This is a genomic window from Maribacter polysaccharolyticus, from assembly GCF_028882255.1.
In the GTDB taxonomy this organism is placed as follows: domain Bacteria; phylum Bacteroidota; class Bacteroidia; order Flavobacteriales; family Flavobacteriaceae; genus Maribacter_A; species Maribacter_A polysaccharolyticus.
On record NZ_JARBUY010000001.1, the window covers coordinates 403,491 to 416,325 of the forward strand.

A 12,835-nucleotide genomic window follows, 5' to 3' on the forward strand; every position below is an offset into this window, starting at 1 on the left:
AGCCTACATTGACCCTTTAATGCCGTAGCCAGAAAATCGTATACGATTATAGATGCCTTTATAAATGAAAAACCATCGCTAGACAATGGTATTACGCTCTTTCCCTAACCCAAATGCCCCATTGACCCAGGCTTTACCCCCTTTCACGAAACCGTTGTTTTAAAATTGTCAATTAACAAGGAACTTGTTACAACTTTAAAATCCAACATTATGAAAAAACTATTCCTTATCCTGTTTGTGTTTCCGGTCCTTTTCTATGGAAACGATGTAAATACACCTTCTAATATCAAAGAAGTCACCGTATACCTGAATGGCGCCCAAATAACCAGAAACGCACAACTAATACTTCTTCCCGGCACCAACGCATTCACCTTTAAAGGGCTTTCACCCAAAATTGATGAAAGTAGTATACAGATTGCCGGACTTCAATCGGCTTCAATACTTTCCCTGGCTTTCGATGTGGATTTTTTGACCCCTTCCACGGACAGCCCTGAAGTGGCTTTGTTAAAATCACAGATCACCGTTGTAAATCGTAAGATAGCAGCATTGAAAAACACCATTTCCGGCTTGGAAGAAGAACAAAAAGTAATCAATGCCAACCGATTGGTGAGTGGAGGGAACCTTACCTTGGATTTGGATAAGATAAAACAGATAAGCACCTACTATCGGGAACGGATAACCACTATAAAAAACGAGATTTTCGATGCCAACATTGAAATCGATTCCCTTAAACGTGATTCCGTTGCTTACCAAAAACAAATGACCGAAATAAATAATTCCCCGGTCAAGGAACAAGGCGTAATACGTTTAAAACTCAATACTCCCATAGCAATATCCATCCCCCTTCAAATATCGTATACGATTAAAGATGCTGGCTGGATACCCCATTATGACATAAAATCAGTAAAAGCCAGCGACCCCTTACAGCTAACCTACAAAGCCCATGTGTATCAAAAATCAGGTGTGGATTGGAACAACGTAAAAATCAACCTATCGTCCGGTAGTCCAACATTGAATGTTGCAAAACCCAATGTATCCCCCAAATATCTCGACTTTGTTAACCGGTATGCCAAACGAAAGCAACAAGCCATCAAAAAACAGAAATACTTTTACAATCCTTCCATCAATAAGGTCACAGGTCAAGTTACCGATGCCTCAGGGATGCCACTACCTGGCGCGAATGTATTGGTGAAGGGAACTTCATATGGCACCCAAACCGATTTTGATGGTAATTATACCTTGGAAATACCAAACGGACAAGAATTGGTCATCTCCTATATCGGGTTCGTTACCTACGAAGTTCCCATTTACTCATCATTGATCAATTGCCGTTTGGAAGAAGATGCCCAACATTTGGATGAAGTAGTTGTTATAGGGTATGGTATTTCAGGGGCTTCTTCCGGAGTAAGGGTCAGAGGTGCATCCAGTAATTCAAACTACACGATAACCCCTGAACCCACTACCCCACTCTATATTATTGACGGGATACCCGTTGATGGCTTTACTGAAGGCGATTTGGATGAAAGCGAAATTCAGTCTATCGAAGTACTCAAGGGATCCAATGCCGAAGCACTTTATGGAAATAGGGGCGTAAACGGCATCATACTGATAACCACTAAAAAGAGCAACTTCATAGAAGGCATGACCAACACCATGTTTGAGATAAAAAAACCATATTCCATTATATCTGACGGAGATATTACAGCCATTGAACTGAATTCTTTCAAAATCAAGGCCCATTATGAACATTTTGCGGCTCCCGTCATCAATGAGAATGTGTTCATGACCGCCACTTTCCAAGATTGGGAAGAACATAATTTACTGCCCGGGGAAGCCAATATCTATTTTGAAGGAAGGTTTGCGGGTAAAACGACCATCGACCCCTATACCACCAAGAAAGAAATGACATTGTCATTGGGCATTGACCCCAACATTACCGTAACCCGTACTCAAAACCGGAATTTTAAAAGCAAGTCTTTCACGGGAAGTAACCGCATTCTTGACAGGACCTATGAATTAATGGTGAAAAACAACAAATCGGTTCCCATCCAATTAAAACTAATGGATCGGGTGCCTTTACCCCAAAATAAAGAGATAAAAATGGATGATATACAAACCCATAATGCATCCTATGATGCGAAAAAAGGTTTATTGACTTGGGAGCTTCAACTAGCACCAAAACAGCGCAAAACGGAATCTTTTTCCTTCAAGGTAAAATACCCGAAATACAAGTCCATTTCGATTTAAGCACGGTTGGCATAAAGAAGTGTGAAAAGCGTCAAAAATCGAATGTGATCCATTAATTTTGCACCACTAATTTGGGGTTCGTCGACTTGTGGTGACGAACCCTAAAACCGTACAGGATGAAAAAGATATCACATTGGGTATATAATTTACTGGTAGATCAAGGACTTTCAGAATCATGGGCCGGCACCATTAACATGCTGGTTTTATCGATTATGGTCTTGATCGTTCTTTTTGTATTGGATTTCTTTTTACGAAAAATGATCATTGGTATCTTCACGCGCCTATCCAGGTCCTCTAAAACGCATTTTGATGACTTGTTGGTAAAGAACAAAGCACCTAGGAACATTGCCCATATCATTCCTTTGGTTTTGGCCTACAAGGCCATTCCCGCAATTTTCAGGGACTTTCCGAATACCGAATTGTTCTTTATCAAGACCATCGAGATCTTTGGCATTGTGTTGTTCCTTTGGATCGTGCGCAGTTTACTGCATACGGTAAAAGATTTCCTGAAAACCCTACCCAGTCTCAAAGACAAACCCATTGATAGCTATATACAGGTCTTTATGATCTTTGCGTGGGCCATGGGGCTCTTTTATGCGTTCTCGATCATCTCGGGGGTTGAATTATGGAAATTCCTCACCGCATTGGGTACGGCATCGGCCGTGATCATTTTAATCTTCAAGGATACCATATTAGGTTTTGTAGCCAGTATACAAGTGTCTATCAACGATATGGTTCGCATTGGGGATTGGATCACTTTTGAAAAATACGGTGCCGATGGGGACGTTATTGAAATTAACTTGGCCACGGTCAAGGTCCAGAATTTTGATAAGACCATCACCACGATACCGACCTACGCCCTCATATCGGACTCCTTCAAAAACTGGAGGGGAATGTCAGATTCCGGTGGAAGACGAATAAAACGGGCCCTGATCATAAAACAGGAAAGCATCAAATTTTTGACCAAGGAAAACATCGAGTCCCTTAAAAAGATTGAATTGATCCGTGAATATCTTACCCATCGAAGTAGCGCCATCGATAGCTTCAATAGTGAAAATAAAGTGGACAAATCACTTTTGATCAACGGAAAAAACCTGACGAATGTCGGGGTATTCAGAAAATACATCGATACCTATATCAATTCGCATTCGGGAATAAACAAGGAAATGACCATTATGGTACGCCATTTAGAACCTTCTCCCCAAGGCTTACCCATTGAGCTCTATGCCTTTAGCAAGGATAAGCGATGGGCCAATTACGAATACATCATGGCCGATATTTTCGATCACTTATTGGCGGCAATCCCTTATTTTGAACTGGAAGGATTTGAACTGCCCAGTGGTACCACTTTTAAGGCAGTGCCCCAATCATTCCAAAAGGGTAAAGCAACGCAGGAATCACGGTAAACCAAGCAACATCTTACTGTAAAAAGCCATGAGGATACCGTTTGCCATAGCCATTTTAAATGTTTGGGGGTATCATTTCAACAAAGTGCAGCGATAGGGAAATCACCTAAGGCTATCGCACTTCTTCCAGATGATCATCCCAATTCTCGACATGGGGTTGCCCTAATTTCCCTACTGATTTGGCCACAACCGTAGCTACAGTGGCATCCCCGGTAATGTTTATTATGGTCCGGCACATATCCAATGGCCTATCCACGGCGAATATCAAAGCCAATCCTATGGCCAACTTATCGGCTGGAAAACCGACGGATTCCAATACGATGACCAACATGACCATTCCCGCACCGGGAACCGCAGCAGAACCTATAGAGGCCAACAAGGCCGTTAAGACAATGACCAACTGTGCCCCAAGGTCGAGATTAAAATCCAGGGCTTGGGCTATGAATACGGCGGCCACTCCTTGATATAGGCTCGTACCATCCATATTAATGGTGGCACCCACGGGCAATACAAAACTGGAAACCTCCTTATCCACTCCAATGTGCTCTTCTACCCTTTCCATGGTAACCGGTAGTGTTGCAGCACTTGAACTTGTGGAAAATGCCAATAATTGGGCCGGACTGATCTGTTTTAAAAACCAAAACGGATTTAGGCGGGCATAGGTAGATACCACAAAGATGTAAAAAACGATCATTAACGACAATCCAAGTACAACCACTCCTGAATACTTCAACAACGCATAGAGCAAATCCGGGTCACTGGAGGACACGACAACACTGGCCAAAAGGGCAAAAACGGCGATGGGGGCCGACAACATGATCAAGTCCACCATTTTCAAAACGACATCATTCAAGGCGTCGAAGAATTTTTTAAGTGGCTCTGCCCTTTTCTCCCCGATCAACAACATAGATATGCCCATGAATATCGTGAAGAAGATGACTTGTAGCATTAACCCGTTATCCCCCATGGATTTAATGGCATTATCAGGCACCATATTCTCCAAAAAGCTTAAGGGACCGGCCTCCTTTTGCCTGGAAGCCTCGGCTATTTTTGAGGTAACCCCACTATCATTGGCATAGGTAGCGGTCAATCGGTCTATGGTGTCCTCTGAAATCCCATTCCCCGGTTGTATGATATTGACCAAAATCAATCCAATGGTAATCGCCACGATCGTTGTACCCACATAAATCAAAATGGTTCGTACCCCGATATTCCTGAATTTCGAAATATCCTTTAGATCGGATATCCCTTTGATCAAGGAAGCAAGTATCAATGGAATCGCTATCAGTTTGAGAAGTTTGACAAAAATAGTTCCTAAGGGTTTGATCCAGTCGGAAACAAATTCATTTCCCCAACTTATCTGTGTCATGGCAAATCCAAATACGATCCCAAGGATCATTCCGATTAAAATCTGCCAGTGCAATTCCATTTTCTTCATATACCTTTGTTTAAATGAGTTGGAAATATACCAATTTGTTGGCAAAGGTGGAAGAAGTGGCTACGAATTTATGGCTCGCGCAAGTAAAAAATAATCGGCCATGACCAATGCTGCCATAGCCTCTACAATAGGTACTGCCCTAGGTACGACGCAAGGGTCATGGCGCCCCTTGCCTTTGGTCGTTACCCTATTCCCTTCTTTATCAATGGTTTCATACGGCTGTATGACCGTAGCGACAGGTTTAAAGGCCACATTAAAATAGATATCCATACCATTGCTGATACCTCCTTGTATGCCTCCACTAAAATTGGTCTTTGTGGTACCATCGGTGTTGTACGCATCATTATGGGCACTACCTTTCATGGTCACCCCTTTAAAACCACTGCCATATTCAAACCCTTTTACGGCATTGATAGACAACATTGCCTTACCCAATTCGGCATGGAGCTTGTCAAAAACAGGCTCTCCCAAACCAATCGGCACATTTTGTATCACGCAAGAGATTACCCCCCCGATGGTATCGCCTTCTTTACGGATATCCTTAATATGATCTTCCATCTTGGCAGCCATATCGGGATCGGGACAACGAACCGGATTCGACTCTATCAATGAAAAGTCGAGCTCGTGGTAGGTTTTATCCATCTTTAACCCGCCCACTTGGGATACATAGGCGTTGATCTTTAATCCTGAAAGGAATTGTTTGGCAATGGCCCCTGCCACCACCCTACTGGCAGTTTCGCGGGCCGAACTCCTGCCCCCACCCCTATAATCACGAAAACCATACTTTTGATCATACACATAATCGGCATGGGAAGGTCTGTAAGAGTCTTTGATATGGGTGTAGTCCCCGGATTTTTGATTGGTATTGTGGATCGCGAAACCAATGGGCGTACCCGTAGTCTTACCTTCGAAAATACCCGAAAGGAATTCGACCGTATCGGGTTCCTTACGTTGGGTGACAATAGCCGATTGGCCCGGTTTACGACGGTTCAGTTCATTTTGGATTTCCTCCAGATCAAGCTCTATTCCCGGAGGACACCCATCCAAAACCCCACCGATTGCCGCACCGTGCGATTCCCCAAAGGTGGATAGTTTAAAAAGGTTACCGAATGTATTCCCTGCCATAGCGTAATATTAGGTTCTTAGTTCGCCAAAGATATAGGTTAATGAACGGATACAAAAATCAATTTATCAAGGCATTTTTCAAGATGGTAATGGGATGCATGGCATCCCTATCGGTACCATCCTTGATCTGATGTCTACAACTGGTCCCATTGGCGGCGATGATGGTGCCTTCGTCACTTTTTCGGATGGCAGGAAATAATTTCAATTCCCCGATCTGCATACTTACCGCATAATGCTCCTTTTCGTACCCAAAAGAGCCGGCCATGCCACAACAACCCGAACTAATAAGGGTAACCGAATAATTCTCGGGCAAATTAAGGATATCAAAGGTCACTTTTTGATTGGACAGCGCTTTTTGATGACAATGATTATGAATTTTTATGGTTTTCGCCTCCTTCGTAAACCTATCCGAAGTTAAATTCCCCTTGGTGATCTCATTTGCTAAAAATTCCTCGATCAGATAGGAGTTTCCTGCAATGGCCTCGACGTCCCCATCGGGCACCAATCTTTTATATTCATCCCTAAAGGACAATATGGCCGAGGGCTCAATCCCCAATACAGGGATTCCCTGATCACAGAAAATCCTTAGTTCCTTCACGTTCTCCATGGCCAATTTTTTCGCTTGCTTCAAAAACCCCTTGGATAGATACGTCCGTCCACTTTCCGCATAATACAATTGAACATCATACCCCAATCCCATTAGCAATTCCATGGCATCCTTCCCTAGGTCCGTATCCATATAATGGGTAAACTCATCAATATATAGTACTACTTTTGTATCTTCCTTATTTTGCTGTATTTTAATATCTTGGAGGTATTTATCAAAATCAAAGCTTGAAACTTTGGGCATCGACCTTTCCACAGCCACGCCAACTGACTTTTTCAACAAACCACTAAGCCATTCCGAACCATAAACGGCATTTGTCAACCAGGCTACCTTACTCCCAATTTTATTGAGCTTGGTATTGTGGGCAAAGAGCTTGCTCCGCATTGAATACCCTTTTTGCTCTTGGTATTGATATAAAAATTCTGCTTTAAGACTGGCAATATCGACATTACTGGGACACTCACTGGCACATGCCTTACAACTCAAACAAAAGTCGAAAACCTCTTTCAATTCTTCCTGTCCGAATCTTTTGGAGGGATCCCCTGTGGTTAAAAATTCACGAAAGGCATTCGCACGGCCCCTTGTGGTATCTTTCTCATTTTTAGTGGCATGGTAACTTGGACACATACCCCCTTTGGACAGATGGGTTTTTCGACAATCCCCACTACCGTTACATTTTTCCGCAGCCTTTAAAATGCCCTCACTATCCGAAAAGTCCATTAAAGTGGTAATCTCCGGCTCTTCCCTGTCCACTTCATAACGAAAGGATTCATCCATGGGAAAGGCATCGACTATTTTTCCTGGATTGAATATCCCGTCAGGGTCAAAATATGCCTTTACCCTCCTTAAAAGTCCATAATTCTTTTCCCCGATCATAAGCGGGATAAATTCGGCACGGACAATCCCGTCCCCATGTTCCCCGCTAAAGGAGCCTTTATATTTTTTGGTCAACTTGGCGACATCCGTAGTAATTGCCCTGAACAGGGCCACATCTTTCGATTTTTTAAGGTTAAGGATGGGACGTAAATGCAATTCACCTGCCCCTGCGTGGGCATAATAAACGGCGTTCTGCTTATATCCCTTCATGATCAGGGTGAATTCCGCTATAAAATCCTTCAGGTCTTCAAGGGCTACCGCGGTATCCTCAATACAGGCCACGGCTTTCATATCGCCAACGATATTACCCAGAAGCCCTAATCCCGCTTTTCTTAACTCGACGGCCTTTGCGATATCACCTCCATACAAAATGGGGTTCGCATAACTCAATCCCGAGTCTTTTATGGTAACTATCAACTTTTGGATCTCCTTTTGGAGTTCTTCCTCACTATCTGCCTTCAATTCCAGCATCAACAAGGCGGCCGGATCCCCTTCTACAAAAAAACGGTTCTCGAGTTGGGTCGTATTGTTTTTGGTACAGTCCAAAATGACCTTATCCATCATTTCACATAAGTGCAACCCGTGATCCATTACTGGAACCACATCGCTTAGGCAATCTTCCAACGTATGGTAATGTGTGACCACCATAGCCGAGTATTTGGGAGGAAGTTCATCCAACTGAAGGGTTATTTCCGTGGTAAAGGCCAAGGTCCCTTCACTCCCGGACAATAAGTTACAGTAATTGAATTCCGCTTCGGGCCCTTCGAAAATTTCACTCCTCAATAGTTCATCAACGGCATACCCCGTATTTCTCCTATGGATACTCGACTTAGGAAATTCATTATGAATTTCATTCTGTATCTCTTTATTGGATAATTCGTTGTATATGCTTTTATAAAGTTTTCCTTCAAGGGTATCCAATTCGGTTTTTTCATGGAATTCCTTTTTAGACAAAGGTTTGAACTCCACTTCCGACCCATCGGACAAAATGGTCTTCATGGCCATGACCTTATCGCGCGTAACACCGTATTGTATAGAGGTGGTCCCCGAGGAATTGTTCCCTACCATACCCCCTATCATACAACGGTTCGAAGTGGAGGTATTCGGACCGAAAAACAATCCGTGCGGTTCCAAATATTGATTGAGTTCATCGCGGATGATACCGGGTTGTACGGTCACCTGCTTACGGGCAACATCAAGATCGATGATTTCCGTGAAGTGTTTCGATACATCAACAACGATTCCGTCACCTACACACTGTCCGGCCAACGATGTGCCCGCTGTCCTAGGAATGAGTCCGACCTTGTTTTCAGATGCAAAACCGATCAATTTCTTAATATCCCCGACGTGCTTGGGAAAAGCTACCGCCATGGGTATTTTTCGGTACACGGAGGCATCCGTGGCATATAGTGTGGTACTTAAATCATCAAATAATAAGTCTCCCGTTAACGCTTCCTTCAGTACTTTCAATTTCTCCATGTTCAGCCTGGTACGATTTTGGATGCAAAATTAAGATATTATTTTCAGCAAAATAAAGAATCATTATTTTTACCCCTATAAAATCAAATCTTATGAAAATTTTAAAAACACTTACATTAATTGCTTGTTTCGTTTCGTTTTCGACGACTTTTGGCCAAGACATCTCCGAGCATGCCTTAGGGCTTCGTTTGGGCGACAGTGACGGCTTCGGTGCGGAAATATCCTATCAGAAATCAATTTCCAGATACAATCGGGTAGAGTTCGATTTGGGCTGGCGCGACCATAAGGACTACAACGCCTTTAAATTGGCCGGGGTATACCAATGGGTACAACCCTTAGACGGTAATTTCAATTGGTACTACGGCGTTGGTGGTGGTTTTGGAAATGTTGATTTTGAAAATATCACCGACGACGACGGGGTGTTCATTTTTGGGGCCGGGGACATCGGCGTGGAGTATAATTTTGACATTCCCCTATTGATATCGTTGGATTTTAGACCGGAGATAGGATTGCTCGGTTATGATGGCTTTTCCGATAATTTTGATTTCGATATCGCCTTGGGCATACGATATCAATTCTAAACCTTGGAGAACACAAATAAAGAAAGCCCTGAACAATCGTACAGGGCTTTTTATTTATGGGCACTTATAACTACATTTGCAACTCATAAAAATAAACATCGAATGAGAAACACCTTTTTATCCATTATCACCTTGGCATTATTAGTGACTGCCTGTAACTCCAAGCCAAAAGGCTATACCATTAACGGGACACTAACCGGTGAGATTGCGGATAGTACTGCGGTCTATTTGAAAAAAAGTGATGAAAGCAATAGACTGGTCGAAGTGGATACGGCCTTGATCACCAATGGCACGTTTGTATTCGAAGGTCAACAAGACTTTCCCGAAATGCATTATATTTTTGTGGATAAACTTCGTGGATATGCGGCTACGGTCCTTGAAAATGGCGATATCGAAATAACCGCCCATATAGACAGTCTTGGATTTGCCAAGGCCGTTGGAACTCCCCAAAACGAATTTTTATACGATTTTCAAAAAAAATCAAGGGAAGCATCCAATCAGGCGATGAACATCCAAAAGGATATGAGGACCGCTTCCGGGAACCGGGATACGGTTTTAATCAATTCCTTAAAGGAAGAATTGGACGAATTAAGGGGCGAGTACGAAGCCTTTGAAATCGACTATATCAAGAGCAATCCCAATGCCTTGATTTCGGCCCTGTTGATCGATCGGGCCATAAACACAAGAACTTCGACCACAGAAGAGCTTCAGGCATTGTACGATGCGCTTAGCCCGGAAATAAAAGAGACCGGGGCAGCCAAAAAAATAATCCAATTATTGGACGAGCGTAAAAAACATGAAGAAAATTCAAAGAACACGGATATCGGCGCCATTGCCCCTGATTTTTCGGCTCCCTCTCCTTCAGGGGAACTATTGGCATTGAACGATGTTAAAGGAAAAGCTACCTTGATCGATTTTTGGGCCGCTTGGTGCAGGCCATGTCGCGCAGAAAACCCGAATGTGGTGAAAGTGTACCATAAATACAAAGAAAAAGGACTGAGTATCATCGGGGTTTCCTTGGACAAAACCGAAGAGGCCTGGAAAAAAGCCATAGCGGATGACGGATTGGAATGGCACCACGTTTCCAACATCGCCTATTTTGATGATGCCATAGCGAAACTCTACAACGTTGACGCCATACCGGCGACATTTTTATTGGACGATAAAGGGGTCATCGTTGCCAAGAACCTCAGGGGACCCGCCTTGGAAGCCCGGATTTCGGAAATGCTGAATTAGCAAAAATCCCTTTGATTCAAAAATAAAAAAGCCCTTCGGTTGCGACCGGAAGGGCTTTCTTTTTTCATTAACATGTTTCAGTACTTAACTTTTGGCATTCCAGACCCCAACCGCTTAACCAGGATCAAGCCGTCAAATCTTACCCAGTTTTTCCATGACGAACAAAATCACAATGGGAATGGCCAACAAAATCACCATTAAAGTGTCCGTTACCAAAAGTTCGGGCCTAAAGAACAAGGTAGCGACATACCCTCCCATGGCGCCCCCAAAGTGCGCGGTATGCCCAATATTTCCCAAGCGTTTTTTCATCCCATAAATCGAATACAGCAAATAACCGATACCGAGGACATAGGCAGGCAAGGGAATGGGTATGAACATGATCCCCAAACGCATATCCGGTTGCAATAAAATCGCGGTATACAATATTCCGGTCACGGCACCACTGGCCCCTACCGCGCTGTAATACGGTTCGTTCTTGTGAAAAAAGAGGGCCAACAGACTTCCGGCCGCAAGACTTATAAAATATATCCCCACGAACTTCACCGGGCCAAACCAATTTATAACCACATCGGCAAAGAAATAAAGGGTCAACATATTCATAAAGAGATGGGAGGTGTCTACATGCAAAAACCCAGAAGTCAGCATCCTATCTTTCTGCCCCCCACGCACGGCACCTATACTAAACTTGTAACGATCAAAAAAAACCGCATCATTGAAACCTTTTAAAGAGGCCAATACATTGGCTGCTATGATGGCGATGGTAGCGATGTTCAGATTATTCATGTACTGTAGCATTAAATTTCGTGCCAAATATAGCTATATTTGCGCTTTACCCGGTTTTACATGCAACTACTTGCCTTTATTTTCATTTATCCTTTTTTGTGGATCATCTCCATATTACCCGACCGCCTTTTTTACGGGGTTTCCAATGTTTTTTATGTCTTGGTATACCGCTTGATCGGGTATCGGAAAAAAGTTGTCCGGGGCAATATGGAATTGACCTTACCGAACAAAACAAATCAGGAATTGGATGTAATGGAAAAAAGATTTTACCACCACCTGTGCGATACATTCTTGGAAATGGTCAAAAGCATGAGTATTTCCAAAAAGGCAATTAAAAAAAAATATAAGGTTATCAATATTGATGTGGTTCGGGAAATTGAAAAAGAAAAAAGCATCTTGGTGGTCTGTTCCCATTATGCCAATTGGGAATGGAACGTCAGCCTCAATAATTATGTGGAGTCCAAGGGATATGCGGTATATCAAAAAATCAGCAATTCCTATTTCGATAGGCTGGTCAGAAAAATAAGGGCCAAATGGAACACCACCTTGATCACACAACAGGAAACCGTAAAAACGGTAGTGCGCAACCACCAAAACGATATCCGGGCCATATATGGCATGGTAAGTGATCAATCGCCCCAAGTAAAACGGGCCCAATACTGGAAAGAATTCATGGGCATCAAGGTCCCCATATTCAACGGGGCCGAGACCCTGGCAAGAAAACTCGATCTGGCCGTGGTTTTCTTAAAGGTCAGCAAAGTGAAACGCGGGTATTACCAAGCCGAATTCATTCCTATTACCCTTGCCGGTAGCTCAACGGAAAAAAATGAGATCACCGACAAGTTCATCGAACTTACGGAACAACAGATCAAAGAACGGCCCGAACATTACCTTTGGACACATCGCCGCTGGAAACATAGAAATAAAGTGCCGACTGAATTCCAATAGTCTTGCTTTAATCAAAAAATCCTAGGGTTTTTCATCTTCCAAATCCTTCAAAAGCACATGGGACATGGCATTTACCTATACGATAATACCCTAAAAATTAAATAATTTA

Annotated in this window: 9 protein-coding genes; 5 read left to right on the forward strand and 4 right to left on the reverse strand. The window is 43.0% G+C overall.

What is annotated here, in order from left to right; translation table 11 throughout:
• Positions 1-210 precede the first annotated feature (210 nt).
• Positions 211-2,247 (forward strand): mucoidy inhibitor MuiA family protein, encoded by a 2,037-nt coding sequence (locus PHU20_RS01795; RefSeq protein ID WP_274823625.1) that lies wholly within the window; start codon positions 211-213, stop codon positions 2,245-2,247.
• Positions 2,248-2,363: 116 nt separating this feature from the next.
• Positions 2,364-3,653 (forward strand): mechanosensitive ion channel family protein, encoded by a 1,290-nt coding sequence (locus tag PHU20_RS01800; protein ID WP_274823626.1) that lies wholly within the window; start codon positions 2,364-2,366, stop codon positions 3,651-3,653.
• 112 nt (positions 3,654-3,765) lie between these two features.
• Here PHU20_RS01800 and PHU20_RS01805 read toward each other — a convergent pair whose 3' ends face one another.
• Genes PHU20_RS01805 through PHU20_RS01815 form a run of 3 tightly spaced genes read right to left on the reverse strand, consistent with a single transcriptional unit; the run spans position 3,766 to position 9,178 of the window.
• Positions 3,766-5,091, reverse strand: coding sequence for a dicarboxylate/amino acid:cation symporter (locus tag PHU20_RS01805; protein WP_274823627.1), 1,326 nt, complete (start codon positions 5,089-5,091; stop codon positions 3,766-3,768).
• A 60-nt stretch (positions 5,092-5,151) separates the two neighbouring features.
• Complete coding sequence (aroC, locus tag PHU20_RS01810; RefSeq protein ID WP_274823628.1) at positions 5,152-6,216, reverse strand: chorismate synthase; 1,065 nt, start codon at positions 6,214-6,216, stop codon at positions 5,152-5,154.
• Positions 6,217-6,274: 58 nt separating this feature from the next.
• Positions 6,275-9,178, reverse strand: a complete 2,904-nt coding sequence (locus PHU20_RS01815) for an FAD-binding and (Fe-S)-binding domain-containing protein (protein ID WP_274823629.1) — start codon at positions 9,176-9,178, stop codon at positions 6,275-6,277.
• A gap of 92 nt (positions 9,179-9,270) precedes the next feature.
• Between PHU20_RS01815 and PHU20_RS01820 the strand changes: the two genes are divergently transcribed.
• Together PHU20_RS01820 and PHU20_RS01825 are read left to right on the forward strand one after the other, a co-directional pair.
• Complete coding sequence (locus PHU20_RS01820) at positions 9,271-9,759, forward strand: hypothetical protein (RefSeq protein ID WP_274823630.1); 489 nt, start codon at positions 9,271-9,273, stop codon at positions 9,757-9,759.
• Positions 9,760-9,861: 102 nt separating this feature from the next.
• Positions 9,862-10,995, forward strand: coding sequence for a TlpA disulfide reductase family protein (locus PHU20_RS01825; RefSeq protein ID WP_274823631.1), 1,134 nt, complete (start codon positions 9,862-9,864; stop codon positions 10,993-10,995).
• A gap of 132 nt (positions 10,996-11,127) precedes the next feature.
• On the opposite strand, the gene PHU20_RS01830 is transcribed toward PHU20_RS01825, so the two are convergent.
• Complete coding sequence (locus PHU20_RS01830; protein ID WP_274823632.1) at positions 11,128-11,778, reverse strand: rhomboid family intramembrane serine protease; 651 nt, start codon at positions 11,776-11,778, stop codon at positions 11,128-11,130.
• Positions 11,779-11,838: 60 nt separating this feature from the next.
• Between PHU20_RS01830 and PHU20_RS01835 the strand changes: the two genes are divergently transcribed.
• A complete protein-coding gene (locus tag PHU20_RS01835; RefSeq protein ID WP_274823633.1) occupies positions 11,839-12,726 on the forward strand; it encodes a lysophospholipid acyltransferase family protein in 888 nt (295 codons plus the stop codon).
• The last annotated feature ends 109 nt before the right edge of the window (positions 12,727-12,835 follow it).

Bases quoted from the DNA above. Each gene is read 5' to 3' on its own strand.
- PHU20_RS01820 (WP_274823630.1), top strand. From the start codon at position 9,271: ATGAAAATTTTAAAAACACTTACATTAATTGCTTGTTTCGTTTCGTTT.
- PHU20_RS01830 (WP_274823632.1), bottom strand. From the start codon at position 11,778: ATGAATAATCTGAACATCGCTACCATCGCCATCATAGCAGCCAATGTA.
- PHU20_RS01825 (WP_274823631.1), top strand. From the start codon at position 9,862: ATGAGAAACACCTTTTTATCCATTATCACCTTGGCATTATTAGTGACT.
- PHU20_RS01795 (WP_274823625.1), top strand. From the start codon at position 211: ATGAAAAAACTATTCCTTATCCTGTTTGTGTTTCCGGTCCTTTTCTAT.
- PHU20_RS01800 (WP_274823626.1), top strand. From the start codon at position 2,364: ATGAAAAAGATATCACATTGGGTATATAATTTACTGGTAGATCAAGGA.
- aroC (WP_274823628.1), bottom strand. From the start codon at position 6,216: ATGGCAGGGAATACATTCGGTAACCTTTTTAAACTATCCACCTTTGGG.
- PHU20_RS01815 (WP_274823629.1), bottom strand. From the start codon at position 9,178: ATGGAGAAATTGAAAGTACTGAAGGAAGCGTTAACGGGAGACTTATTA.
- PHU20_RS01805 (WP_274823627.1), bottom strand. From the start codon at position 5,091: ATGAAGAAAATGGAATTGCACTGGCAGATTTTAATCGGAATGATCCTT.
- PHU20_RS01835 (WP_274823633.1), top strand. From the start codon at position 11,839: ATGCAACTACTTGCCTTTATTTTCATTTATCCTTTTTTGTGGATCATC.